The sequence below is a fragment of the Pseudomonas sp. FSL R10-2189 genome (genome assembly GCF_009600325.1).
In the GTDB taxonomy this organism is placed as follows: Bacteria; Pseudomonadota; Gammaproteobacteria; order Pseudomonadales; family Pseudomonadaceae; genus Aquipseudomonas; species Aquipseudomonas helleri.
In genome coordinates, this window is sequence record NZ_WIVZ01000037.1 from 1 (window position 1) to 25966 (window position 25966).

General features: G+C 57.1%; 24 protein-coding genes and 1 tRNA gene. 14 read left to right on the forward strand and 11 right to left on the reverse strand.

Annotation, left to right across the window (positions count from 1 at the left end):
• Positions 1 to 233 precede the first annotated feature (233 nt).
• The 3 genes from GHO32_RS21430 to GHO32_RS21440 all read left to right on the forward strand — a co-directional run bounded on the left by GHO32_RS21430 (position 234) and on the right by GHO32_RS21440 (position 4490).
• A tRNA-Met gene (locus GHO32_RS21430) sits at positions 234 to 310 on the forward strand.
• Between the two features lie 257 nt (positions 311 to 567).
• Positions 568 to 3210: a bifunctional lysylphosphatidylglycerol flippase/synthetase MprF gene (gene mprF / locus GHO32_RS21435; protein WP_048386654.1), complete on the forward strand. Its 2643-nt coding sequence runs from the start codon at positions 568 to 570 to the stop codon at positions 3208 to 3210.
• Complete coding sequence (locus tag GHO32_RS21440; protein WP_153335683.1) at positions 3210 to 4490, forward strand: virulence factor family protein; 1281 nt, start codon at positions 3210 to 3212, stop codon at positions 4488 to 4490. Before mprF ends, GHO32_RS21440 begins: the two co-directional genes overlap by 1 nt.
• 105 nt (positions 4491 to 4595) lie before the next feature.
• Here the strand turns inward: GHO32_RS21440 and GHO32_RS21445 are convergent, their stop codons facing one another.
• Complete coding sequence (locus GHO32_RS21445) at positions 4596 to 6497, reverse strand: potassium transporter Kup (RefSeq protein ID WP_153335684.1); 1902 nt, start codon at positions 6495 to 6497, stop codon at positions 4596 to 4598.
• 309 nt (positions 6498 to 6806) lie between these two features.
• Between GHO32_RS21445 and rimO the strand changes: the two genes are divergently transcribed.
• From rimO to tsaA, 5 genes are all read left to right on the forward strand, one after another.
• The gene (rimO, locus tag GHO32_RS21450; RefSeq protein WP_123751956.1) at positions 6807 to 8144 is read left to right on the forward strand and encodes a 30S ribosomal protein S12 methylthiotransferase RimO; all 1338 of its coding nucleotides are present in this window, start codon (positions 6807 to 6809) and stop codon (positions 8142 to 8144) included.
• A 103-nt stretch (positions 8145 to 8247) separates the two neighbouring features.
• Positions 8248 to 8721 carry a GNAT family N-acetyltransferase gene (locus tag GHO32_RS21455; protein WP_153335685.1) on the forward strand — a complete coding sequence of 158 codons (474 nt, stop codon included), beginning with the start codon at positions 8248 to 8250 and terminating at the stop codon, positions 8719 to 8721.
• A gap of 71 nt (positions 8722 to 8792) precedes the next feature.
• Positions 8793 to 9503 (forward strand): rRNA pseudouridine synthase, encoded by a 711-nt coding sequence (locus tag GHO32_RS21460; protein ID WP_123751954.1) that lies wholly within the window; start codon positions 8793 to 8795, stop codon positions 9501 to 9503.
• 75 nt (positions 9504 to 9578) lie between these two features.
• Positions 9579 to 10040, forward strand: a complete 462-nt coding sequence (locus GHO32_RS21465; protein ID WP_048386571.1) for a DUF1456 family protein — start codon at positions 9579 to 9581, stop codon at positions 10038 to 10040.
• Positions 10041 to 10055: 15 nt separating this feature from the next.
• A complete protein-coding gene (tsaA, locus tag GHO32_RS21470) occupies positions 10056 to 10757 on the forward strand; it encodes a tRNA (N6-threonylcarbamoyladenosine(37)-N6)-methyltransferase TrmO (RefSeq protein WP_048386569.1) in 702 nt (233 codons plus the stop codon).
• A gap of 108 nt (positions 10758 to 10865) precedes the next feature.
• Here the strand turns inward: tsaA and fpr are convergent, their stop codons facing one another.
• Positions 10866 to 11645, reverse strand: a complete 780-nt coding sequence (fpr, locus tag GHO32_RS21475; protein ID WP_048369522.1) for a ferredoxin-NADP reductase — start codon at positions 11643 to 11645, stop codon at positions 10866 to 10868.
• A 117-nt stretch (positions 11646 to 11762) separates the two neighbouring features.
• Here fpr and GHO32_RS21480 point away from each other — a divergent pair, with 117 nt between their 5' ends.
• Entirely contained in the window at positions 11763 to 12689 is a 927-nt protein-coding gene (locus GHO32_RS21480; RefSeq protein WP_048369520.1) for a LysR family transcriptional regulator, read from the forward strand.
• Here GHO32_RS21480 and GHO32_RS21485 read toward each other — a convergent pair.
• The 3 genes from GHO32_RS21485 to GHO32_RS21495 all read right to left on the reverse strand — a co-directional run bounded on the left by GHO32_RS21485 (position 12686) and on the right by GHO32_RS21495 (position 14823).
• A complete protein-coding gene (locus GHO32_RS21485; protein ID WP_048369518.1) occupies positions 12686 to 13048 on the reverse strand; it encodes a diacylglycerol kinase in 363 nt (120 codons plus the stop codon). The two genes, GHO32_RS21480 and GHO32_RS21485, sit on opposite strands and share 4 nt — an antisense overlap.
• A 75-nt stretch (positions 13049 to 13123) precedes the next feature.
• A complete protein-coding gene (gene erdR, locus GHO32_RS21490; protein WP_153335686.1) occupies positions 13124 to 13774 on the reverse strand; it encodes a response regulator transcription factor ErdR in 651 nt (216 codons plus the stop codon).
• Between the two features lie 302 nt (positions 13775 to 14076).
• Positions 14077 to 14823, reverse strand: coding sequence for a tRNA-uridine aminocarboxypropyltransferase (locus GHO32_RS21495; protein WP_153335699.1), 747 nt, complete (start codon positions 14821 to 14823; stop codon positions 14077 to 14079).
• Between the two features lie 229 nt (positions 14824 to 15052).
• Here GHO32_RS21495 and GHO32_RS21500 point away from each other — a divergent pair, with 229 nt between their 5' ends.
• Together GHO32_RS21500 and GHO32_RS21505 are read left to right on the forward strand one after the other, a co-directional pair.
• Entirely contained in the window at positions 15053 to 15463 is a 411-nt protein-coding gene (locus GHO32_RS21500) for a PA3611 family quorum-sensing-regulated virulence factor (protein WP_048369514.1), read from the forward strand.
• Positions 15464 to 15660: 197 nt separating this feature from the next.
• Positions 15661 to 16770 (forward strand): TIGR00730 family Rossman fold protein, encoded by a 1110-nt coding sequence (locus GHO32_RS21505; protein WP_153335687.1) that lies wholly within the window; start codon positions 15661 to 15663, stop codon positions 16768 to 16770.
• Between the two features lie 84 nt (positions 16771 to 16854).
• On the opposite strand, the gene recX is transcribed toward GHO32_RS21505, so the two are convergent.
• The 5 genes from recX to GHO32_RS21530 all read right to left on the reverse strand — a co-directional run bounded on the left by recX (position 16855) and on the right by GHO32_RS21530 (position 20462).
• Entirely contained in the window at positions 16855 to 17322 is a 468-nt protein-coding gene (gene recX / locus GHO32_RS21510) for a recombination regulator RecX (protein ID WP_153335688.1), read from the reverse strand.
• An 8-nt stretch (positions 17323 to 17330) separates the two neighbouring features.
• The gene (gene recA / locus GHO32_RS21515; RefSeq protein ID WP_153335689.1) at positions 17331 to 18443 is read right to left on the reverse strand and encodes a recombinase RecA; all 1113 of its coding nucleotides are present in this window, start codon (positions 18441 to 18443) and stop codon (positions 17331 to 17333) included.
• Positions 18444 to 18527: 84 nt separating this feature from the next.
• Positions 18528 to 19028: a CinA family protein gene (locus GHO32_RS21520; RefSeq protein ID WP_153335690.1), complete on the reverse strand. Its 501-nt coding sequence runs from the start codon at positions 19026 to 19028 to the stop codon at positions 18528 to 18530.
• Between the two features lie 77 nt (positions 19029 to 19105).
• On the reverse strand, positions 19106 to 19447 hold the full coding sequence (locus tag GHO32_RS21525) for a phage holin family protein (protein ID WP_048386556.1): 342 nt from the start codon (positions 19445 to 19447) through the stop codon (positions 19106 to 19108).
• A gap of 280 nt (positions 19448 to 19727) precedes the next feature.
• Complete coding sequence (locus GHO32_RS21530) at positions 19728 to 20462, reverse strand: XRE family transcriptional regulator (RefSeq protein WP_153335691.1); 735 nt, start codon at positions 20460 to 20462, stop codon at positions 19728 to 19730.
• A gap of 192 nt (positions 20463 to 20654) precedes the next feature.
• On the opposite strand from GHO32_RS21530, the gene mutS reads away from it, so the two are divergent.
• Positions 20655 to 23234, forward strand: a complete 2580-nt coding sequence (gene mutS / locus GHO32_RS21535; protein ID WP_123751947.1) for a DNA mismatch repair protein MutS — start codon at positions 20655 to 20657, stop codon at positions 23232 to 23234.
• Positions 23235 to 23363: 129 nt separating this feature from the next.
• On the forward strand, positions 23364 to 23687 hold the full coding sequence (gene fdxA, locus GHO32_RS21540; RefSeq protein ID WP_123751946.1) for a ferredoxin FdxA: 324 nt from the start codon (positions 23364 to 23366) through the stop codon (positions 23685 to 23687).
• A gap of 211 nt (positions 23688 to 23898) precedes the next feature.
• On the opposite strand, the gene GHO32_RS21545 is transcribed toward fdxA, so the two are convergent.
• Complete coding sequence (locus tag GHO32_RS21545; RefSeq protein ID WP_123751945.1) at positions 23899 to 24549, reverse strand: TetR family transcriptional regulator; 651 nt, start codon at positions 24547 to 24549, stop codon at positions 23899 to 23901.
• A 265-nt stretch (positions 24550 to 24814) separates the two neighbouring features.
• On the opposite strand from GHO32_RS21545, the gene GHO32_RS21550 reads away from it, so the two are divergent.
• Positions 24815 to 25966: an efflux RND transporter periplasmic adaptor subunit gene (locus tag GHO32_RS21550; RefSeq protein ID WP_048369498.1), complete on the forward strand. Its 1152-nt coding sequence runs from the start codon at positions 24815 to 24817 to the stop codon at positions 25964 to 25966.

The window sequence follows — 25966 nt, forward strand, 5'->3', positions numbered from 1 at the left end:
GATGGAGCAGTCTGGTAGCTCGTCGGGCTCATAACCCGAAGGTCGTCGGTTCAAATCCGGCTCCCGCAACCAAACATTAAAAGGCTGCTCGAAAGAGCGGCCTTTTTTGTGCCTGAGTGTTTTCCACCCTCCTTCCGTGATCAGGAGAAAGGGATTAAAACCGGATAATTCAATCGCTTAGGTGATTTAAGGTTGACAACTCAGCGCGCCTCTGTAGAATGCGCCCACACAGACGCGGGATGGAGCAGTCTGGTAGCTCGTCGGGCTCATAACCCGAAGGTCGTCGGTTCAAATCCGGCTCCCGCAACCAAACATCGAAAAAGGCTACTCGAAAGAGTGGCCTTTTTTGTGCGTGATCAAAAAGTATTTCTCTCCTGCGCTTAAAGGTTCTGTCATCTATCTGAAGATTGGCTCGTCTATGCTGAGCGGCAGCAATTACCTTTTTTTCACATGCCAAACCTGAACATCAGGCAAACAGTTGACAGTATTTTGAAATATTTTAACCAAAAGGATTGGTAACTTGAGTTTATGCCTCCATCCTATCGCGCACGATTCACGAGGTGATTGATGCCCGATAACTCGCCAGAACTTAAAGAACCCGCTTCAGCAGCCCACCCGATTGCAGCCAAACGCCTGCATTTACTGGACCTGTTGAGCAAGTACCGCCAACCTATTGGACTCGCACTCACCCTGCTTCTGTTTGCCATAGCCCTGATTGCCTGCCGCCATCTGCTCAGCGAACTCGACCTTTACGCCTTGCACGACTCCATCATGGACGTCCCCAGGCCCGCCCTGCTCGGCGCCGTGGCTGCAACGGCTGTCGGCTTTGTGATTTTGCTTGGGTACGAGTGGTCTGCCAGTCGCTATGCCGGCGTCAAACTGCCACCCAAAACCCTGGCACTGGGCGGGTTTACCGCCTTTGCCATTGGCAATGCCATTGGCCTGTCGCTCTTGTCCGGCGGCTCTGTGCGCTATCGTTTGTACGCACGCCATGGCGTAGGTGCCTCCGAAGTCGCGCACATGACGCTGTTCGCCAGCTTGTCGTTGGGCTGCGCTTTGCCACCGCTTGCCGCCCTGGCAACCCTAAGCAACCTGCCTGCCGCTTCCGCTGCCCTGCATATTCCGGTTTACATCCTGGCGGCCATTTCAGTCGCCGTGCTGTTGTTGTTTGGCTTGCTGGCGCTGGGCATTTATCGCCGTCGCCTGCCCGAGCAACCCATCCCGGACAACCTGCTGGTCAAAGCGGGGCGCCGCACCCTGCGCCTGCCAAGTGCACGACTGACCCTGCTGCAACTGGTGATTACCGCGCTGGACGTCGCCGCTGCGGCCACGGTGCTGTATTTGCTGCTTCCCGAAGCGCCGCCGTTTGGCGCCTTCATGCTGGTTTACTTACTGGCGCTGGCCGCCGGTGTACTCAGCCACGTGCCGGGCGGTGTCGGGGTTTTTGAAGCGATTTTGCTGGCCGCCTTCGCCGACAAACTCGGCGCCGCACCGTTGGCCGCCGCGCTGCTGCTGTATCGCTTGATCTACGTGATCTTGCCGCTGCTGCTTGCCTGCCTGATGCTACTGATCAATGAAGCCCAACGCCTGATTCAGACACGCCAAAGCTTGCGCGTGGCCTCCGGCCTTGCTGCGCCGATTCTGGCGGTATTGGTATTCATGTCGGGCGTGGTTCTGCTGTTTTCCGGGGCTACTCCGGAAATCGATACCCGCCTTGAGCACATCGGCTTTCTGATCCCTCACCGCCTGATTGACGCCTCGCACTTCGGTGCCAGCTTGATCGGCGTGCTCTGCCTGCTGCTGGCTCAAGGCCTGCGTCGTCGACTGTCGGCGGCCTGGATGCTGACCACGATCCTGTTGTTGGTCGGCGCCGTACTGTCTCTGCTTAAAGGCTTCGACTGGGAAGAGGCGTGCATTCTGGTCCTGACCGCAAGCTTACTGGGCCTGTTCCGCCGCTCGTTCTATCGCCCGAGCCGTCTGACCGAGCTGCCGTTTTCACCGCTTTATCTGGTAGCCAGTGCCTGTGTACTTGGCGCTTCGGTGTGGTTGCTGCTGTTTGCCTATCAGGATGTGCCATACAGCCATCAACTGTGGTGGCAATTCACCCTCGACTCGGATGCCCCACGCGGCCTGCGCTCACTGATGGGCGCGGCGGTGCTGCTGGTGATCGTGGCCCTGACCTGGTTGCTGCGCACGGCGCGCCCTACCATCCACTTGCCGGATGCCAGTGAACTGGAACGCGCCGAGAAGATCTTGCTGGCTTCAGACCAGCCAGATGGCGGCCTGGCCCTGACCGGCGACAAAGCCTTGCTGTTCCACCCGGACGACAGCGCGTTCTTGATGTACGCCCGCCGCGGCCGCAGCCTGGTTGCGCTGTATGACCCCATCGGCCCTGCGCAACAGCGCGCCGAGCTGATCTGGCAGTTCCGTGACTTGTGCGACACCTTCCACGCCCGCCCTGTGTTTTATCAAGTGCGCGCCGAGAACCTGCCGTTCTATATGGACATCGGCCTGACCGCGATCAAATTGGGCGAAGAAGCCCGGGTTGACCTGCACCGCTTTGATCTCGATGCCAAGGGCAAAGAGATGAAAGACCTGCGCTACACCTGGAACCGCGGCACCCGCGACGGCCTGTCGCTGGAGATCCATGAACCGGGCGAAGCGCCGATGGATGAGCTGAAGGTTATTTCCGATGCATGGCTGACCGGCAAGAATGTCCGGGAAAAAGGCTTCTCGCTCGGACGTTTCAGCGAGGATTACATCAAGCACTTCCGCGTTGCCATCATCCGCTTTGAGGGCAAGCCCGTGGCCTTTGCCAACTTGCTTGAGACTCACAGCCATGAGCTGTCGAGCCTCGACTTGATGCGTGCCCACCCGCAAGCGCCGAAACTGACCATGGAGTACATGATGGTCGGCCTGATTCAGCATTATAAAAAGCATGGATACGCCCGTTTTAGCCTGGGAATGGTCCCATTGTCTGGCCTCCAACCCCGTCGTGGCGCGCCATTGACTCAGCGTCTAGGGTCAATGCTGTTCCAGCGCGGTGAGCACCTGTACAACTTCCAGGGTTTGCGTCGCTTTAAAGACAAATTCCAGCCCGACTGGGAACCTCGTTATATGGCCGTGCCTGCCGGACTTGACCCGCTGGTAGCGCTGGCTGATACCGCCGCCCTGATTGCAGGCGGCTTGACTGGATTGGTGAAACGTTAATGAAACATCGTTCCTGGCGTTTTTTGCTGTTAATTCTGGTGATACTGGCTGCGCTGGCAGCCGGCGGCTATTGGTTCTGGAATCGCCCGGCCCCTGAGCCGACGGTTGAGCACCTGAGCCAAGCCGATGGCTCGACCCTGACCAAAGTGACACCTGGCCAGACCGCGCGCGCCCAAGTGGTGATTGCAACACCGGCCGAAGAGGCCCTGACTGACGCTCAACTCTCGGCGCTGAGCCGTGGCGGCAAAGCGCAATTGGTACAGGTCATTTTGCCCAAGGAAGACTGCACCCTGCAGCAGCAAGCCCTGCAAACGGCACTGCAGCAGTTGAAAGGCCCGCCTACGCTGGTTAGCGGCATCGGCCCGGGCGCAACCCTGGCCTGGCGCTGGCTGGCCGAGCAAACCAACGACAAGGCCCAAGCCGTGTCGGTGGGTTTTGCGCTTGAGCAACCTGGCTGCACGCTGCCCGTGCCTAAATCTGCCGCACACGGCAGCTGGCTGGTGGCCTGGAACGACAACCCTGACGACCCTAGCGCTGCTTTCGTACGTGATCAGCCGAACGCTCAGACCAGCATCAGCGACTATGACATTCACTTCCCTCAGGTATTGAGCAACGAACTGCGCAAGATTCTGGTCGGCGACAACAACGGCGGGCTGAACATGCCTGTGGTTGAAGTGCCTGCAGGCCAGCAAAACAGCACCGTGACGCTGTTCCTGTCGGGTGATGGCGGCTGGCGCGACCTGGACCGTGATGTGGCCGGCGAGATGGCCAAGATCGGTTATCCGGTGGTCGGTATCGACATGCTGCGTTACTACTGGCAGCACAAGACTCCGGAACAAAGCGCTACCGACCTGACTGAATTGATGCAGCACTACCGTCAAAAGTGGGGCACCCAGCGCTTTGTTCTGGTCGGCTACTCATTTGGTGCAGACGTTCTGCCGGCCACGTTCAATCGCCTGCCTGAAGCCGAACAGAAACGCGTAGACGCGATTATCCTGTTGGCCTTCGCCCGCAGTGGCAGCTTTGAGATTCACGTTGATGGCTGGCTCGGCAAAGCAGGCGCTGAAGCCGATACCGGCGAAGAGATGTCCAAGCTGCCAGCCAACAAAGTGGTGTGCATCTATGGCGCCGAAGAGACAGACGAAAGCGGCTGCACGGCCAAAACGACTGTAGGCGAAAGCGTCAAGCTGCCAGGCGGTCATCACTTTGACGAAAACTACCCGGCCTTGGCTCAACGCCTGGTAGACATGATCAAAAAGCACCAGGCTACTGCCCCGTAACACATGCAACCCCGGTAGGAGCGAGCTTGTCTCGCGATCTTTTGATCTTGAAAGATCGCGAGACAAGCTCGCTCCTACCGTGTTTTAACATCGCTACAGCACTGGCTACATCTCGACCTGGGTTCCCAGTTCGATCACCCGGTTTACCGGCAGGTTAAAGAATCGCAAGTTGCTGTTGGCGTTCTTCAACATGAAGGCAAACAACCCTTCCCGCCAACGCGCCATACCCACCAGCTTGGAAGCAATGACCGTCTCGCGGCTCAGGAAGTAGGTCGTGCGCATCGGGCTGAAGTCCAGCTCGTCGAGATGGCACAGTTTGAGCGCCTCGGGCACGTCGGTTTCATCCATAAAGCCAAAGTGCAGGATGACCCGGAAGAACCCCTCACCGTAAGCATCTACTTCAAACCGCCGCTGCGCAGGCACGCGCGGGGTGTCTTCGTTGACCACGGTGAGCAAGACCACTTGCTCATGCAGTACCTGGTTGTGCAGCAGGTTATGCAACAGCGCGTGCGGCACTGCGTCCGGCCGGGCGGTCAGGAACACCGCTGTGCCTTGCACCCGATGCGGCGGCTGAACGCGGATGCTGCTGATAAACAGCGGCAGCGGCAACGCGCTTTCATCCAGACGATCAACCAGCAATTGTTTGCCGCGCCGCCAGGTGGTCATCAGGACAAACAGCACGATCCCCGCCAATACCGGGAAGGCGCCGCCTTGGACGATTTTCGGTACGTTGGCAGCGAAGAACAGGCCGTCAACCAGCAGAAAGCCGACCAATACCGGCACCGCCAACACAGGTGGCCACTTCCACAGCATGAGCATGACCGCCGACACCAGAATACTAGTGATCAACATGGTCCCGGTCACGGCCACACCGTAGGCCGACGCCAGGGCGCCCGACGACTCAAAGCCCAACACCAGCAAAATAACCCCGACCATCAACGACCAGTTCACCGCGCCGATGTAGATCTGCCCCTGCTCGGCACTGGACGTGTGCTGAATGTGCATGCGCGGGATGTAGCCCAGTTGAATGGCCTGGCGGGTCAACGAGAAGGCCCCGGAAATCACCGCCTGAGAGGCAATAACGGTGGCCAGCGTGGCCAGCCCCACCAGAGGGATCAACGCCCAGCTTGGCGCCAGCAGATAGAACGGGTTACGTGCCGCTTCCGGGTTTTCCAGAAGCAAAGCCCCTTGGCCAAAGTAATTGAGCACCAGCGCAGGCAGCACCAAGATGAACCAAGCACGGGCAATCGGCTTGCGTCCAAAGTGGCCCATGTCGGCGTACAACGCTTCAGCACCGGTCAACGCCAGCACCACTGCGCCCAGAATCGCCACCCCCATGCCCGGGTGCGAGACAAAGAAACGCACGCCCCACACCGGGTTCAGCGCGTTAAGCACCTCCGGGTGCTGTGCGATGCCATGAATCCCCAGGCCGCCCAACACCACAAACCACAGCACCATGATCGGCCCGAACAGCTTGCCGAGTGTGGCCGTGCCGCGACGCTGAATCAAAAACAGCGCGATCAGCACAATCAGCGCCAACGGCACGACCCAGCGATCCAGCCCGGCAAACGCCAGCTCCAGACCTTCAACCGCCGACAACACGGAAATGGCCGGGGTAATCATGCTGTCGCCATAGAACAGCGAAGCGCCAATCAACCCCAGAATCACCAGTACCGAGCGCAATTTGGGATAAGGCGAAGCCGCGCGGCGCGCCAGCGCAGTGAGGGCCATGATCCCGCCCTCGCCTTCGTTGTCGGCGCGCAGGATAAACAGCACGTACTTGATCGAGACCACCCAGATCAGCGACCACAGGATCAACGCCAAAATGCCGAAGACACCATCGTGGTTAACCTGTACGCCATACCCGCCGGTAAACACCTCTTTAAGGGTGTACAGCGGGCTGGTACCGATATCGCCATATACCACGCCAACCGCGGCAACCAGCATTCCGATAGGTTTTGCCTTTGAGTGACCGTCTTCTGTTGCCGGACTACTGACATGCCCCATTAACCACTCCTACGACTTTGGACCGTGTTTCTTAATGGCGAGCACCGCATTTGGTGTGCAGCATGCTCTGATTTTCTGACTGTAAGCCACGACTTTTACCTACGAAATCAGCTTCGTTAAAAAGCGGGTTTCGCAACGGCGCGCAGCATAGCGCAGCACTCGTCGTAAATCCCCGTATAACGCTGGTCAAGTGCGTTCACCATAGCTAAAATTGCGCACTTTTTTTGATCAGAGGCGCAGAAACTCCAAGCGCCCGTTCGTCGTGCAGCCTTTACGGGCATGTAACGTCACTACATACCGAGGTTCGCCATGTCCACCGTTACCACGCCAGCCAACCCTAAGGTTGGCTTTGTTTCCTTGGGTTGCCCGAAAGCGCTGGTCGACTCCGAGCGCATCCTTACGCAACTGCGTATGGAAGGCTACGACGTTGTTTCCACCTACCAGGACGCCGACGTTGTGGTGGTCAACACCTGCGGCTTTATCGACAGCGCCAAGGCCGAGTCGCTGGAAGTCATCGGCGAAGCCATCAAGGAAAACGGCAAGGTCATCGTGACCGGCTGCATGGGCGTCGAAGAAGGCAACATCCGTGACGTGCACCCAAGCGTGCTCGCCGTGACCGGCCCTCAGCAGTACGAGCAAGTGGTCAACGCGGTTCACGAAGTGGTGCCGCCCCGTCAGGACCACAATCCGCTGATCGACCTGGTGCCGCCACAAGGCATCAAACTGACACCGCGCCATTACGCGTACCTGAAGATTTCTGAAGGCTGTAACCATAGCTGCAGCTTCTGCATCATCCCTTCGATGCGCGGCAAATTGGTCAGCCGCCCGGTGGGCGATGTGCTGGACGAAGCCCAGCGCCTGGTTAAAGCCGGTGTTAAAGAGCTGCTGGTGATCTCCCAGGACACCAGCGCCTACGGCGTCGACGTCAAATACCGCACGGGCTTCTGGAACGGCGCGCCGGTCAAGACCCGCATGACCGAACTGTGCGAAGCCTTGAGCACACTGGGTGTTTGGGTTCGCCTGCACTACGTGTACCCGTACCCGCACGTTGACGAATTGATCCCGTTGATGGCGGCCGGCAAGATCCTGCCGTACCTGGACATCCCGTTCCAGCACGCCAGCCCTAAAGTACTCAAAGCCATGAAACGCCCGGCCTTTGAAGACAAGACCTTGGCCCGCATCAAAAACTGGCGCGAGATCTGCCCGGAACTGATCATCCGCTCAACCTTTATCGTCGGCTTCCCGGGCGAAACCGAAGAAGACTTCCAGTACCTGCTGGACTGGCTGACAGAAGCACAGCTGGACCGCGTAGGTTGCTTCCAGTACTCGCCCGTTGAGGGCGCACCGGCCAACCTGCTGGACGCTGCCATCGTACCGGACGACGTCAAACAGGACCGCTGGGAGCGCTTCATGGCGCACCAGCAAGCTATCAGTGCGGCACGCCTGCAACTGAAGATCGGCAAGGAAATTGAAGTCCTGATCGACGAAGTTGACGAGCAAGGCGCTGTTGGCCGCTGCTTCTTCGACGCCCCGGAAATCGACGGCAACGTGTTTATCGCCACCGAGAAAGACATCAAGCCGGGCGACAAGATCATGTGCCGTGTGACCGACGCCGACGAGTACGACTTGTGGGCTGAAGCGTTGTAATCCACACGCTGCGCTTAAAAAAGCCCTGCCGCGAATGCGCCAGGGCTTTTTTTACGGCTATTGTTAGGAGGCTCCTCAATCATCAGTGTCGGAGACACGCACGATGAAACAACAATGGGCCATCCAAACGCCACGTCTCAGAGATTTCGAAGCATTAACCGAGGTGTGGGAAGCGTCCGTTCGAGCCACCCATGATTTTTTACCCGACAGTTACATTGTCTTGCTGCGCCAACTGGTCATCAGCCAGTACCTGGATGCGGTGATGCTGATTTGCTGCAAAGACCCTACAAGCAAGCGCATTGCAGGTTTCGCCGGGGTTGCCGCCGGCAAAGTAGAAATGCTCTTCATTCACCCTGACTACCGCGGCCAAGGCGTCGGCAAATGCCTGCTCCTGTTCGCCATCAACGAGCTGAATGCCGAGAGGCTGGACGTTAACGAACAAAACCCGCAAGCCATTGGCTTTTACTTCAAACAGGGTTTTGAGGTGGTCGGGCGCTGCGAAAACGACGGCCTGGGCCAGCCTTATCCGTTGCTGCACCTGCGCTACAAACGCCAAAAGCCGCTGACGCGCAGTTAAGGCAAATGTTGCCGGGCTTAACCGGCGCCAGGCGGGTACAATAGCCGCCCAATTCCATTACGGCCCCTGTCATGTCTGAACCGATACGTCTCTCCAAACGCCTCATCGAACTCGTCGGCTGCTCGCGCCGTGAGGCCGAACTGTTCATTGAAGGTGGCTGGGTCACGGTAGATGGCGAAGTCATCGACGAACCGCAATTCAAGGTCGACCAGCAAAAGGTCGAACTTGATCCGCACGCCAAGGCCACAGCGCCAGAGCCTGTGACCCTGCTGCTCAACGCACCGGCGGGCCTGGACACTGACAGCGCCATGCAACTGCTCAGCCCACAAACCCTGAGCGAAGAGCACCGCTTCGGCAAACGCCCGCTTAAAGGTCACTTTTTGCGTTTGAGCGTGGGCAACGAGCTGCAAGCCAACGCCAGCGGTTTGCTGGTATTTACCCAGGACTGGAAAATCGTCCGCAAGTTGACCGCCGATGCCAGCAAGATCGAGCAGGAGTACGTGGTCGAAGTGTCGGGCGAGATGGCTCCCCACGGCCTCAACCGGCTCAACCACGGCCTGACCTACAAAGGTCGCGAGCTGCCTGCGGTCAAAGCCAGCTGGCAGAGTGAAAACCGCCTACGCTTTGCCATGAAGAACCCGCAACCGGGCGTGATTGCATTGTTCTGCCAGGCCGTAGGCCTCACCGTTATTTCGATTCGCCGGATTCGCATTGGCGGCGTGTCGATGGGCAAGCTGCCCGTTGGCCAATGGCGCTACATGACGGCCAAAGAAAAGTTCTAAACACGGCCGCGCCCACCTATTTCGACACCGCAGCCTTGCCTGCGGTGCTCACTGCTGATTATCAGGATTACCCACATGATTCATAACGACGTACTGCGCAGCGTGCGCTACATGCTAGACATCAGCGACAACAAAGTTGTCGAGATCATCAAACTGGGCGGTTTGGACGTCACCAAAGCTGACATCGAAACCTACCTCAAAAAAGACGAAGAAGAAGGCTTTGTTCGCTGCCCGGACAACGTCATGGCGCACTTTCTTGATGGCCTGGTGATCTTCAAGCGCGGCAAGGACGATAGCCGTCCAGCGCAGCCGGTTGAACTGCCTGTGACCAACAACATCATCCTGAAAAAACTGCGCGTGGCGTTCGAACTCAAAGAGGACGACATGCACGCGATCCTCAAGTCGGTTGACTTCCCGGTGTCCAAACCAGAACTGAGCGCCCTGTTCCGCAAATTCGGCCACAACAACTACCGCACCTGTGGCGATCAGTTGCTGCGTAACTTCCTGAAGGGGCTAACCCTGCGGGTTCGTGGCTGATACGGCGACAAACACATGACTTACACCGTCTCGCCTGTCGGCTTTGTGCGCTCCTGTTTCAAGGAGAAGTTCGCCATTCCGCGACAACCCCAACTGGCACCCGCTGCCCGGGGTGTTCTGGAGCTGGTTGCGCCCTTTGACCAAGGCGATGCCGTGCAAGGCCTGGAGCAGGTCAGTCATGTCTGGCTGTTGTTTGTGTTTCACCAGGCACTGGAAGACAAGCCCCGGCTCAAGGTGCGCCCGCCACGCCTGGGCGGCAATAAGTCCATGGGGGTGTTTGCCACCCGCGCGACTCACCGGCCCAATGGCATTGGCCAGTCGGTGGTCAAACTGGATAAGGTCGAAGCCGGTCGCTTGCACATTTCGGGCATTGACCTGCTCGACGGGACGCCGATTCTCGATATCAAGCCGTATGTGCCCTACGCCGACATTATCAGCAGTGCGAGCAACAGCATGGCCAGCGCGGCGCCGGTGCTAATCCCCGTGCAGTGGGCTGACTCAGCGCTGCACGAGGCGCACGCCCATGGGTTGCGCTTGCAGGAACCGTTGGTGGCGCTGATTGAGCAATGCCTGGCGCAAGACCCACGCCCGGCTTACCAAACGCCGACTGCAGAGCGTGAATACGGTGCGCAGTTCTGGGATCTGGATGTGCGCTGGCATTATCCGGAGCCGGGGGTGATTCGTGTGCTTGAGGTTGTTTTAGCCAGCCAGGGTTAAGCACCAAGATCAAGAGCTTGCGAGGCGAGCTGCTACAGGTCCTGTCGTCGCCAACAATAAAAAGCCCGCGCTACCTTGAGGTACGCGGGCTTTTTTGTGCAGCGACGCTTACTTCTCGACGAAGGCGCGCTCGATCAGGTAATCACCCGGCTCACGCATACGTGGCGAAACGGTCAGGCCGAAGCTGTTCAGCACTTCGCTGGTTTCGTCGAGCATGCTTGGGCTGCCGCACAGCATGGCACGGTCGTCCTGCGGGTTGATCGGCGGCAGGCCGATGTCGCTAAACAGTTTGCCGCTGCGCATCAGGTCAGTCAGACGCCCCTGGTTTTCAAACGGCTCGCGGGTCACGGTTGGGTAGTAGATCAGCTTGTCACGCAGCGCTTCACCGAAGAATTCGTTCTGCGGCAGGTGCTCGGTGATGAACTCGCGGTACGCAACTTCGTTGACGTAACGCACGCCATGGCACAGGATCACTTTTTCGAAACGCTCGTAGGTTTCCGGGTCCTGAATCACGCTCATGAAAGGAGCCAGGCCAGTGCCCGTGCTCAGCAGGTACAGATGCTTGCCAGGCTTCAAGTCGTCCAGCACCAGCGTACCCGTAGGCTTCTTGCTGATGATGATCTCGTCGCCTTCTTTCAAATGCTGCAACTGGGAGGTCAACGGACCATCCGGCACCTTGATGCTGAAGAACTCCAGATGCTCTTCCCAGTTCGGGCTGGCAATGGAGTAGGCGCGCATAAGCGGACGGCCATTGGGCTGTTGCAGGCCGATCATCACGAACTGACCGTTCTCAAAGCGCAGGCCCGGATCACGGGTGCACTTGAAACTGAAAAGGGTGTCGTTCCAGTGGTGAACACTGAGGACACGTTCGTGGTTCATGTTGCTCATGTACGGGGCTCCTAAATTCGCCAGCGCTGACTATGAGCGCAATTGCACAGCATTCTAATGGCGACGACAATATCTGTTAACTGAATTATTAAGATAAGGGTTATCGGTTATATCGATATGCGATTTACTCTCAGACAACTCCAGGTGTTCGTTACCGTCGCCCAACAAGAGAGCGTGTCCCGTGCGGCAGGCTTGTTGGCCCTTTCACAATCGGCAGCCAGTACCTCAATCACCGAACTGGAGCGCCAGACCAGTTGCCAACTGTTCGATCGCGCGGGCAAGCGCTTAAGCCTCAACGCCCTGGGTCGGCAGTTATTGCCACAGGCCGTCGCCTTGCTGGACCAGGCCAAGGAAATCGAAGACCTGCTCAACGGCAAGTCCGGCTTCGGCTCACTGACCGTCGGCGCGACCCTGACGATTGGCAATTACCTGGCGACCTTGCTGATCGGCAGCTTCATGCAGGCTCACCCGGAAAGCCAGGTCAAACTGATTGTCCAGAACACTGCTCATATCGTGCAACAAGTTGCTCACTATGAAATTGATCTGGGTCTAATCGAAGGCGACTGCAGCCATCCGGACATCGACGTTCAGAGCTGGGTTGAAGACGAGCTGGTGGTCTTTTGCGCCCCTCAACACCCTCTGGCCGCCCGTGGGCATGCCACCCTCGAAGAACTCACCCGCGAAGCCTGGATTTTACGTGAACAAGGTTCGGGCACGCGCCTCACGTTCGATCAAGCCATGCGCCATCATCAAAGCGCGCTTAACATTCGCCTGGAGCTGGAACACACCGAAGCAATCAAGCGGGCCGTTGAGTCCGGCTTGGGCATCGGCTGTATCTCGCGCCTGGCACTGCGTGATGCTTTTCGTCGCGGCAGCCTGGTGGCGGTCGAAACCCCTGACCTGGATCTGGCGCGGCAGTTTTTCTTTATCTGGCACAAGAAGAAGTATCAAACCTCCGCCATGCGCGAATTTTTGGAGCTGTGCCGCGCCTTTACCGCCGGGGTTCAGCGCAGCGACGAAATTGTTCTGCCTGCGATCGCTTAAAGCAGAATCACCGCCCACACCACGGCAATCAGGGTCAGCACCACAAACTGTGCGGCGCTGCCCATGTCCTTGGCGTTCTTTGACAGCGGGTGCAAATCGAGGGAAATTCGATCGATCGCCGCTTCAATGGCCGAGTTAAGCAGCTCGACAATCAACGCCAACAGGCATACCGCTATCAGCAATGCTCGCTCGACCCGGCTGACATCCAGGAGGAACGTCAGCGGGATCAGCACCACATTGAGCAACACCAATTGGCGAAATGCCGCCTCACCGGTAAAGGCTGCACGCAAACCGTCCAGCGAGTAACCGCCAGCATTCAAAATCCGTTTAAATCCGGTTTTACCCTTGAAAGGCGACATAGATAGGCAACTGCGTAAAAAATGAGTGTAAAAAACTAAATCAGGCCGCGTCAAAAATGCGTGAAGTTTGACAGTTTAATGGCTCGATATAGATTCGAGTTGTTGCAGCAGCAGTGCGGCCTGAGTGCGGGTACGCACCCCCAATTTGCGGAAAATCGCCGTCACGTGCGCCTTGATCGTCGCTTCCGAAACGCTTAACTCGTAAGCGATCTGCTTATTCAGCAACCCCTCGCACACCATGGTCAACACCCGGAACTGTTGAGGTGTCAGGCTGGCCAGACCTTCGCTGGCCGCTTTGGCTTCTGCCGACACCGGCACTTCTTCAAAGGCTTGGGGCGGCCAGGAAACATCGCCATCCAGTACCGTGCGAACAGCGGTTTGAATCGCTTCCATTGAACTGGACTTAGGGATAAAGCCACTGGCGCCAAACTCTCGCGAGCGCACCATGACCGAGGCTTCTTCTTGAGCAGACACCATCACTACCGGGATTTGCGGGTACTGACCGCGCAACAACACCAACCCGGAGAAACCGTAAGCACCTGGCATGTTCAAGTCGAGCAGCACCAGATCCCAATCGGCCTTTATCGCCAGCTGTTTTTCCAGCTCGGCAATACTGGCGACCTCGACCAAGCGAAGATCAGAACCCAAACCCAGAGCAACGGCCTGGTGCAAGGCACTGCGAAACAACGGATGGTCATCAGCAATCAGGATTTCGTATGTGGCCATTGTTTAAATGATCCTGTTTTTCAGGCGGGCCCGGTTTAAAGCCAGAACCCGCTAAGGCAACTCGAGCAACAGTCTGAAAACTGTGCATCAAAGGGCAAGATTTACGCTAGAAGTTAGAACTTATAAGCGTTTGAGCAGCATCTGCCGCCGAATCGGCGCCAAGCATGCCCAGCCAAAACTGTAGGGTCAAGCGTCAAACCTGACACCGAGGTCCAGTAACAGCCATTACTGCGCCAGCATTCAAGTGGGATTGGAGCCAGCCGCTTATTTCGCTTCGAAAATTGTAGCGCTACTTCTTTAGTCTATTGAGCCCGGATCTGAGAAAGGTCTTTTACAAAAAAGCCCAGTTCTTGATGCGCTGTACTCGACTCATTCACCGGCAACTGGTTTTTGGCATCCAGGTAATGCTGGCTGAACACATCAAAGTACGCATCCAGGGCAGCCGATGCTTGCGTATCGCCAGCCAGATCAAGGCACAAACTGGCCACTTCGGCGGTACACAAATGCTCACTGCGCGTTGATCGGCGCAACCGGTAGCGTGAGAGCTTTTCTGGCAAAAGGCTCAGGATCGGCAAGCCATCCAGATACGGGCTTTTGCGAAAGATCTTGCGCGCTTCAGTCCAGGTCGCATCCAGCAGGATAAACAGCGGCCGCTTGCTGTTGTCGGCTTCGACGGTGTGGGTGACTCGCTCAGCTGCCACATACTCGCCGGGAAACACCAGATAAGGCTGCCACTGCGGGTCAGCCAACAACGCCAGCAGGTCTTTATCGGTTTCAGTACGCGACCAGATAAAAGCGAAGTTGTCGCTGACCACGTCCGCGATCAACCAGCCGGTATTACTCGGCTTGAACACTTCCTTTTTAGTCATGAGCAGGCAGACGCCCGCGCGCGTATTGACCTTTGGCCGCCACCGGCACAAGCAATGGCTTTCGATCACACGGCAGGTATGGCAACGCGGTGCACGCGAGCCACGCGCCAAATAAGGTTTAGTGCTTTCCTCTTCGCGCTCGTCTCGCAAACGGGCTACAGCGTTAGGGGAAAAGGTCATCAAGGTCATGGGTTTTTACTTACACCAGCAACCGCTGATTCGCCACGGTTTGGCGCAGAAGCGGATTCAATAGAGGAAGGCGCGCAGTCTACCAGAGGCCGCACGCCTGCATGCCAAACCATGACCACGGGCATTTCCTGACACACAATGCTGACCTATACTCCTGCGCCACTGAACGCACAGATCGATGGTGGGTCAAAGCCTGCGTCACGTACAACAGGAGAGTTTCATGTTGCGCACTATTATTCCAACCGTAGCCTTAATGCTGGCACTGCCTTTGGGCGCGCAAGCGGCCTCTCTTGCAGAATTCAATCTGAACAAGTCCCTGCAAGCGACCGCAGAAGCCAGCAACGTTGGGAAACCACGGGCTATCAGCCCCGATTTGCTGGATAAAGGCTTCACGGTTGATGGCACCGTACTGATCAACAGCCTGGAAGCCAGCCCGAACATGGCCGCCAAAATGCGCTCTGCTCCCGAGTTGGCCGTCCCGCAGCTGGGCCGTAGCGTTTGCAGCGACCCCAACTTCCGCAAACTGTTGGCCCGTGGTGCCACCATGCGCTTCGACATCCGGGAGTACGGCAATAACAAATCGGTACTGACCCAAGACATCCGCGCCGATAACTGCAAGCGCAAAGGCTGATTCCGCGTCTGTTGCACGCCGTTGCTAACAATGGCGTGCACCCTCCTCCTCTCCAATTCTTCATTTACATCAGCCAATTAGCGGTTGCCAGCGCCAACAACTCAGGACCATTATCAAGGCATGATGGTGACACGCTGTGTCTTGGGGGCAGCCCCACGTGCGGCGTTTTAAAGGATGTTGTGTTGAAGGAGTAATGCATGCCCGATCAATCCAGTGACTCCCTTCCCCTGTATTTCGAAGGCCAGGGCCTCGACCTCGCTCAACACGTGGACGCGCAGTTGCAGCTTGTCGCACCCGACAGCCCCAACCGGCCGCTGTATCGCGAAATGTTGTTCACTGTTTTGCGCATGGCCCACGATGATCTTGATCGCTGGAACGCCAAGATCATGTTGCAAGCTGTTCGCGAGCTGGAAAAAACCTTCCGTGTACTGCAAACCTTCAAAGGCCGCCGAAAAGTCACGGTCTTCGGATCGGCACGCACGCCGGTAGAACACCCGCTGTATGCACTGGCCCGTGAAGTGGGTGCGACACTGGCACGCGCTGACATGATGGTGATTACCGGAGGCGGTGCTGGCATCATGGGCGCCGCCCATGAAGGGGCGGGGCTTGAGCACAGCCTGGGCTTTAATATCACCCTGCCTTTTGAACAGCGCGCCAACCCGACGATCAATGGTTCTGCCAATCTATTGGCCTTCCACTTCTTCTTCACCCGCAAGCTGTTTTTCATCAAGGAAGCGGACGCTCTGGTCATGTGCCCTGGTGGCTTTGGCACGCTGGATGAAGCCTTAGAAGTGTTGACGCTGATTCAAACCGGCAAGTCGCCCTTGGTGCCCATCGTGTTGCTGGACATGCCGGGCGGCACCTATTGGAAAAGTGCGCTGGAGTTCGTCCACAACGAGTTGGAAGCCAATCAGTACATTCTGCCTAACGACCTGAAACTGATGCGCTTTGCCTCTAGTGCCGAAGAGGCATTGGCTGAGATCAATCAGTTTTATAACAACTTCCATTCCACCCGCTGGCTGAATAAAACGTTCGTTGTGCGCATGAAGTACCCGCTCAATGTGCACGCGCTCGCGCATATCCAAAAAGCATTCGCCGATATCTGCTTGAGCAATGGGTTTTGTCAGTCGCCGGATGACGGCATAGACCATGACGCGTCACTCAACTTATACCGTTTGAGCTTTGCATTCAGCGGGCGTAATCAGGGACGTTTGCGGGAGTTGGTCGACTTTATCAATCTGCCGCAGCACTGGGAAATGGCCGACATGGCAGCCACGTCGGCAGAGTGTGAGTCGCTGGCGGACTAGTCTGACGTCAGAGTTGGGTGTCTGGATTAAAACAGGGCCGCTTCGCGACCCATCGCAGCCTTCGGCAGCGGCTACAGGTAGTCGCTAGTCGTCGAATTCTCGGCCGCTTAATACGCGACCAATCATGTCCATCGTATAACCGCGATAACTCAAGAAGCGGCCTTGGCGGGCACGCTCTTTTGCATCTTCAGGCAACTTGCCTGCAAACTTGCGACGCCAGGTGTCTTCCAGCTGTTCTTGCCAGTTAAAGCCACTTTCGCGCAACGCCTCTTCAATATCGCCACGCGACAAACCGCGCTGTCCAAGCTCTTCGCGAATACGCAAAGGGCCATAGCCAGAGCCTGCACGGTAATTGATATAGCTTTCGAGGTAACGCGACTCCGACAACAGCCCTTCTTCCGTTAAACGGTCGAGGGCGATGTCGATCATGTCGGGGCAAGCTCCGCGCTGACGCAATTTGCGCATCAGCTCGACTCGACCATGCTCGCGTCGCGCGAGCAGGTCCATTGCAGCTCGTCGCACCGCGACGAGGTTATCCAAAACGACAGTCATGAGTTCTATCAGTTATCGTTTTCTGCAGAGTTCTCGAGCTCGATTTCTGCCGCTTCTGCTTCTTCAGCCGCCACTTTGGCAGCCTTGCTCAGTTTGGGCATGACCTTCAGCTCGGCCAGTTCGCTGTCAGTTTTTGGGCCCAACAGCTTGGCACGCAGTTGTTTCTCGAGGGCGTCCTTGATGTCCGGGTTATCGTCCAGGAACTTGGCGGAGTTCGCCTTGCCCTGACCAATTTTGTTGCCGTTATAGCTGTACCAGGCGCCCGCTTTTTCAACGAAGCCGTGCAATACGCCCAGGTCGATCATCTCACCGTTGAGGTAGATGCCCTTGCCATACAGAATCTGGAACTCGGCCTGACGGAATGGCGGTGCCACTTTGTTCTTGACCACTTTGACGCGGGTTTCGCTACCCACCACCACGTCGCCTTCTTTCACGGCACCCGTACGACGGATGTCCAGACGAACAGACGAGTAGAACTTCAGGGCGTTACCACCAGTGGTGGTTTCCGGGCTACCGAACATTACGCCGATCTTCATACGGATCTGGTTGATGAAGATCACCAGGCAGTTGGCGTTTTTGATGTTACCGGTGATTTTACGCAGTGCTTGCGACATCAAACGGGCTTGCAGGCCCACGTGTGCGTCGCCCATGTCGCCTTCAATTTCAGCTTTAGGGGTCAGCGCGGCCACGGAGTCGATGATGATCACGTCAACAGCGTTGGAACGCACCAGCATATCGGTGATTTCCAGTGCCTGCTCGCCCGTATCGGGCTGGGAAACCAGCAGGTCATCGACGTTCACACCCAGCTTGCCCGCATACTCAGGGTCCAGCGCGTGCTCGGCGTCAACGAAGGCACAGGTTGCACCCGCTTTTTGCGCTTGTGCAATCACAGACAACGTCAGGGTGGTTTTACCCGAGGACTCTGGACCGTAGATTTCAACAATACGGCCTTTTGGCAGACCGCCGATGCCCAGCGCGATGTCCAGACCCAGCGAACCTGTAGAAATAGCAGGGATTGGCTGGCGATCTTGATCGCCCATCAACATGACGGCGCCTTTGCCGAATTGACGTTCGATCTGACCCAGGGCCGCAGCCAAGGCTTTCTTCTTGTTGTCGTCCATTAAAGTCCTCTCAAAATCAATAAGGCCATGACGGCCGATAACTGTATAAGTAGCCAGTATTATTCCACAGGGTTAAACGATCGCCTACCCCTGATTTTCTATTTCTCGTACCGTTCGGCGTATTAGGCCTTCCAGCGCCGCAATAACGGTTTGTCGACGGACCTCGTCGCGATCGCCCGGGAAGTGCCTGCACTCGGCCGTCACCTCGTCACCAACGCCCCACGCCAGCCAGACCGTGCCTACCGGTTTCTCTGGCGAACCGCCGCCAGGGCCGGCGACGCCACTGACGGCGACAGCAAAGCGTGCATCACTGTGCGCCTGCGCGCCGCGGACCATCGCCTCGACCACTTCGCGGCTGACGGCTCCAACCTGAGTAAACAGCGCCTGCGGCACATCAAGCTGCAGGGTCTTTTGTTGATTGGAATAGGTCACAAACCCCGCCTCGAACCAGGCAGAACTGCCGGCGATACGGGTGATGGCCTCGGCAATCCCTCCGCCCGTGCACGACTCTGCGGTTGTGACGTGAGCGTTAAGAGTCTGAAGGTGGCGCCCAAGTTCAGCCGCCAGTTGAGAGAGTGGGTCCATAAGGTTCTCCTGTGGATGCGCCCAAGCGCCATAACCTACACGAGCCGGTGAGCGTTGCAAGGCGATGCCACCCAAGCCTAGCGCTCGCTGCGCGAGTCCGGCGCCGCACTGTCGACCCCCAGGCGCTTGGCGGCCCAACGCTGATACACGCTAATTGCAGCATCGGCCCCCGCCAGCGCGGTCAGGCAACCAAAGGCACCAGCCGCCAAAATCGACATCCCGGCGGCGTACAACAACATAAAGGTGGAAACACCACACACCATGCATGCACCGGAACGTAACGCCAGCCGCCGGACCAGCAGCCAGCCGCTTGCACCTTCTTTATCTGCGCGCCACATCTCGCCAAAGACGCCGCCCACCAAAGCGAGAAGGATGACCAGCAGCAGCGGCATATCCTGCAATATTTGCGGCTCATTCATCGTGCCATCACTCCTGAATCCTTACTGATAAAAGCCAGTGTCTGGCCTGAGCTGAACAGCGGACACGCTGCCCGCCGCGTCGCATCCCTGCGCGAGTCAGATCGGGGAACCGCGATGTGACAAAGACTATGCATGTATGGATATACAGTCAATGCACCAATGCATATATTTGTTTTGAACACCGTTATCAGCCAGAAAAGGCAACGTGAGCAGTGCGATCAGTCTTTCAATAGGTAAGAAAAAGCCCACTTAGACGTGGGCTCATTCTTAAAACTGCAGGCTAACGAGCGTACATGCCCCACCAGAAGACATGGCCCAGAATCACCAGTTGCTCATCCTCCAGATCGGCGTAGTCATAGTCCTCATCGGGATACTCATCGCGATTAAAACTACGTAAACGAATGCCACAGGCCAGACGATACAGCTGCTTCACGCGCAGCTGGCCGTTGTGGTTGAGCGCATACAGGTCACCGTCGATGACCTCCTCAAGTGAGCGCTTGCCGACATTGACGCCCACCGTGGCGCCGTCACGCAGCACCGGAAGCATGCTTTCACCGCGCACCGTCACACACTTTGCCTGGTCAAACTCCACGCCGTTGTGGCGCAGACTGCGCTTGCCGAAACGCAACTTGGCCCGCTCGCTCTCTTCAATGGCAAAACGCCCCGAGCCTGCGGCCAATTCGACCTGGCGCAAGAACGCAATGGACACTTCGTCATCGGCCACGGGGGTGTCGTCATCCCACAACGAGATGTCACGCAACTCAGCATGCCTGGGCGGACTGTCAGAAAAGACTGAGCTGGCGCGATCATCTCGCCCCCGCAGGCGATCAGTGCTGATGTGGAAATACTCGGCAATCTTGGAGATATGTCTGTCGGAAGGATCGACAATTTTCCCGCTCAAAATCCGCGAGAGTGTGGACTGCGGGACTCCCGTGCTCCGATGCAGCGTCATCGCGCTGATCTGGTGCCGGGCAAGCAGTTCTTTCAAGACCGTTGAAACATTTCGTTTGGACATGCCGAGAATAGTGCTGGCCGTGTTTATAGATGGCAAATGCTATTTCTTCTATTTATAGCAACGCGTCAGCACGCCCGGTACACACCTGTAGATGCAGGGGGCTGACATGTTAACCTTGCGCCCATTGCGAAATAGCCGCGCCTGACGCCCGCTTTTCACCCACCTTTTAATCGAATCCGCCTAAGCCTTCTCATGAGTAAGAATACTTCCGACCTGTCTTCACACACCCCGATGATGCAGCAGTACTGGCGCCTCAAAAACCAGCACCCCGACCAGTTGATGTTCTATCGCATGGGCGACTTCTACGAGATTTTCTATGAAGACGCGAAGAAGGCGGCCAAGTTGCTGGACATCACCCTGACGGCGCGCGGGCAGTCGGCCGGGCAGGCGATTCCGATGTGCGGGATTCCTTATCACGCCGCCGAAGGTTACTTGGCCAAGTTGGTCAAGCTGGGCGAGTCGGTGGTGATTTGCGAACAGATCGGCGACCCGGCAACCAGCAAGGGCCCGGTTGAGCGTCAAGTGGTGCGTATCATCACGCCGGGCACCGTCAGCGATGAGGCGCTGCTGGATGAACGCCGTGACAACCTGATTGCCGCCGTACTGGGCGATGAGCGTCTGTTTGGCCTGGCGGTGATGGACATCACCAGCGGCAATTTCTCGGTGCTGGAGATTAAAGGCTGGGAAAACCTGTTGGCCGAACTGGAGCGCATCAACCCGGTGGAGTTGATGATTCCGGACGACTGGCCACAAGGCCTGCCTGCCGAAAAACGCCGTGGCGTTCGTCGCCGCGCGCCGTGGGACTTTGAACGTGATTCGGCGTTTAAAAGCCTGTGCCAGCAGTTTTCGACCCAAGACCTAAAAGGCTTCGGTTGCGAGAACCTGACCCTGGCAATTGGCGCTGCCGGTTGCTTGCTCAGCTACGCCAAAGAAACCCAGCGCACTGCCCTGCCCCATTTGCGCAGCCTGCGCCATGAACGCCTGGATGACACCGTGGTGCTGGATGGCGCCAGCCGTCGCAACCTGGAATTGGACACCAACCTGGCCGGTGGTCGCGACAACACCTTGCAATCGGTGGTCGACCGTTGCCAGACCTCGATGGGCAGCCGCCTGCTGACCCGCTGGCTGAACCGGCCGCTGCGTGACTTGAGCGTGTTGTTGGCCCGTCAGTCGTCGATTACCTGCCTGCTCGATGGTTATCGCTTTGAAAAGCTGCAACCACAGCTTAAAGAGATCGGTGATCTGGAGCGGATACTTGCGCGTATCGGCCTGCGCAATGCTCGCCCGCGAGACTTGGCGCGCTTGCGTGACGCCCTGGGCGCGTTGCCTGAACTGCAAGATGCCATGATCGGCCTCGAAGCCCCACATCTGCAACAACTGGCCATCATCACCAGCACCTACCCGGAACTGGCGGCGCTGCTGGAAAAAGCCATCAATGACAACCCGCCTGCGGTGATCCGTGATGGCGGCGTGCTGAAAACCGGTTATGACGCTGAGCTGGATGAACTGCAATCGCTGAGCGAGAACGCCGGGCAATTCCTGATTGATCTTGAAGCGCGAGAAAAAGCCCGAACCGGCCTGAGCCACCTCAAGGTGGGGTACAACCGCGTGCACGGCTACTTTATCGAGCTGCCGAGCAAACAGGCCGAACAAGCACCTGCCGACTACATTCGCCGGCAAACCCTCAAAGGCGCTGAGCGCTTTATCACGCCGGAGCTAAAAGCCTTCGAAGATAAAGCCCTGTCGGCCAAAAGCCGCGCGCTGGCCCGCGAAAAAATGCTCTACGAGGCGCTGCTGGAAACCCTGATCGGCGAGTTGCCGCCTTTGCAGGACACCGCCGCCGCGCTGGCCGAGCTCGATGTGCTAAGCAACCTGGCCGAACGCGCACTGAACCTGGACTTGAACTGCCCGCGCTTTGTCGACGAGCCGTGCATGCGTATCGAACAGGGCCGCCACCCGGTGGTCGAGCAAGTGCTGACAACACCGTTTGTGGCCAACGATCTGGCGCTGGATGACAAAACCCGCATGCTGGTGATCACCGGTCCTAACATGGGCGGTAAATCGACCTACATGCGTCAGACGGCATTGATCGTCTTGCTGGCCCATATCGGCAGCTTTGTCCCTGCTGCCAGTTGCGAACTGTCACTGGTCGACCGGATCTTCACCCGGATCGGCTCCAGCGATGACCTGGCAGGCGGCCGCTCTACCTTTATGGTGGAAATGAGCGAGACAGCCAATATTCTGCACAACGCGACCGATCGCAGCCTGGTGCTGATGGATGAAGTGGGCCGTGGCACCAGTACGTTCGACGGTTTGTCCCTGGCGTGGGCAGCCGCCGAACGCCTCGCTCACTTGCGCGCTTACACCCTGTTTGCCACGCACTACTTTGAGCTGACTGTTCTGCCCGAGAACGAACCGCTGGTCGCCAACGTGCATTTGAGCGCAACCGAACACAATGAACGCATCGTGTTTTTGCACCATGTCTTGCCAGGCCCGGCCAGTCAAAGCTATGGTTTGGCCGTTGCACAATTGGCCGGGGTTCCAGCCAATGTCATCACCCGGGCACGTGAACATTTGAGCCGACTCGAAACGACCAGCCTGCCTCATGAAGTACCGCGACCAGCACCTGGCAAAAAAGCAGTACCGCAGCAAAGCGATCTGTTTGCCAGCCTGCCGCACCCCGTACTGGATGACCTGTCCAAGCTCGATCTGGACAACATGACGCCGCGTAAAGCACTTGATTTGCTCTACACATTAAAGACACGCCTTTAAAAGCTGCTAGAATCGCGCGCGGTTCGGGATGCTACTGGCCTTTTAGCCTGGTCAGTAGATATCACTCCTGAGCCCTGCGAACCCGAACTGTAAGGGCTTCGCTGCCGCCGCCTGAGGAGAAAATTAGAAATGACCTTCGTCGTCACCGACAACTGCATCAAGTGCAAGTACACCGACTGCGTAGAAGTCTGTCCGGTGGACTGCTTCTACGAAGGCCCGAACTTCCTGGTAATTCACCCGGATGAGTGCATTGACTGCGCGCTTTGTGAGCCTGAATGCCCTGCACAAGCCATCTTCTCGGAAGATGAAGTGCCTGCCGGCATGGAACAATTTATTCAGTTGAATGTTGAGCTGGCTGAAATCTGGCCAAACATCACTGAAAAGAAAGACGCTCTGCCGGACGCGGAAGAGTGGGATGGCGTGGCAGGCAAGATCAAAGATCTCGAACGCTGATTCACGCTGCACCAAAAAGCCCCGGTCTCTTGCGAGCCGGGGCTTTTTGCGTTTAAGGGCGATAAGGACACCCGACTGGTAACAATTACACTACAAAATACTTAGCTGACTAACTTTAAACCCGCAGCGTAGACATATATAAAGGCCATCTGGTATCAATTCACGCCACGGGTAAAAACTTCACTAGCCTTATGCCTTCAGGCAACTAGACTCAAGCTCTATTGAGCTGCGGGCTACGCAGGCTAGGACTGAGACGCAGCATGTCAATGCAGGTGTCGACCCAGGTTTCGGCTTCTTTATAGAGTTCAAAGCAGTCGGGAACCAGCAGCCATTGCCCAAGAATACCGTCTATATAGGCGTGCAAAGCGATTGCCGCACGACGGGCATCCAGGTTCGAAGGGAGTTGTTCGCGATGGACTGCATTACTCAGCGTGAGCTCGATCCGGCTGTTACAGTCGACACTTGCCATTTGGCGTTGACGGCGCAAATCGCACATTTCGTCAGTGAATTCGCACTTATGAAACAAAATCTCATTGATACGCCGAGTTTTCGGATCAGTCGCCACCTGACGAAACAGATGAACCAACAAACTGCGCAAGCAGCCCAGCGGATCAAGCTCCTCTTGGCTCTCGCTGGCTTTGGCCAGTTCTTCCAAAGGTTCACGCAGACTGTCCAGCATGGCCTGAACCAGGTCAGCCTTGTTGCTGAAATGCCAGTAGATAGCGCCCCGGGTGACACCCGCCAACGCAGCGATATCAGCCAGCGTGGTGCGGGCAACCCCTCTTTCATAAAAGGCCTGCTCGGCTGCTTCGAGGATTTTGCTCCGGGTTTCCTGAGCTTCTTCTTTGGTACGACGCACCATAACAATCACAACCTCAATCAGGAGGGTCTGGACAATTTCAGTTCGGTATCCAAACCGGCATCGGGTGGCGTTTGTTCTGCCTTATCCCGGTCTACTACGGACTCAAAAATGGACTCTGGAACGCTGCTTGCGACAGATTCCCACTGTTTACAAACAGACATGAATGTAAGTATATTCCTTAGCAAGCTCTTTATCCACCCGGAACAGCTTTCTATACCCTTCCACTATTCTTGTGCGCTTTCGCGTGCCTGACCCGAGGATCTTCATGCAATTTAAGCCAGCTGTTACCGCTCTGGTTGCTGCCATCACCCTAGCTTCGCTGCTCAGCGGATGTAAGAAGGAAGAGGCAGCACCTGCCCCACAAACCCCTCAGGTCGGCGTCGTGACGCTGAAAACCCAGCCATTTACCTTGACCACCGATCTTCCAGGTCGGACGACTTCGTATCGTTCGGCAGAAGTTCGCCCTCAAGTGAACGGCATTATCCTTAAGCGCTACTTCAAAGAAGGCAGCGACGTTAAAGAAGGCCAGCAGCTGTATCAAATCGATCCGGCTATCTACGAAAGCAGCGTGCTGAGCGCCAAGGCGACCTTGCAATCGGCCAAGTCCCTGGCTGATCGCTACAAGCAACTGGTTGCAGAGCAAGCCGTAAGCCGTCAGGAATACGACAACGCCGAAGCCGCTCGCCTTGAAGCCGAAGCTGCACTGAAAACCGCTCAGGTAAACCTGCGCTATACCAAGGTCCTGGCGCCGCTGTCAGGTCGTATTGGTCGCTCGCTGTTCACTGAAGGCGCACTCGTAACCAGTGGCCAAGCCAATGCATTGGCCGTGATCACTCAACTGGACCCGATTTACGTAGACGTAACCCAGTCCTCGGTAGAGATGCTGGAACTGCGTCGCGACCTGGCAGATGGCCGTCTGAAAAAGGCCGGTGAGAACGCTGCCAAGGTCAAACTGACCCTGCCGGACGGTAGCGAATACCCACTGGAAGGTCGTCTTGAGTTCACCGAAGTCTCGGTAGACGAAACCACCGGTTCCGTCACCCTGCGTGCGGTGTTCCCGAACCCTGACAGCGTTCTGTTGCCTGGTATGTTCGTTCACGCCCAACTGGAAGCGGGCATTAACAGCGATGCCATTCTGGCCCCACAAATTGGCGTCACCCACAACGCCAAAGGCGAGCCAACGGCCCTTATCGTCGGTCCGGACAACAAAGTTGAGCTGCGTGTGTTGCAAGCAACGCGCACGGTTGGCAGCGACTGGCTGGTAGAAAAAGGCCTGAACGCCGGTGACCGTTTGATTACAGACGGCCTGCAGTACGTCCGTCCAGGCGCTGAAGTCAAAATCATGGACAAGACTCCAGGCGCAACCCCGGCATCGGCCCCGGCCACTGATAAAGCTTCGGGCAGTAAAGGGGAATAA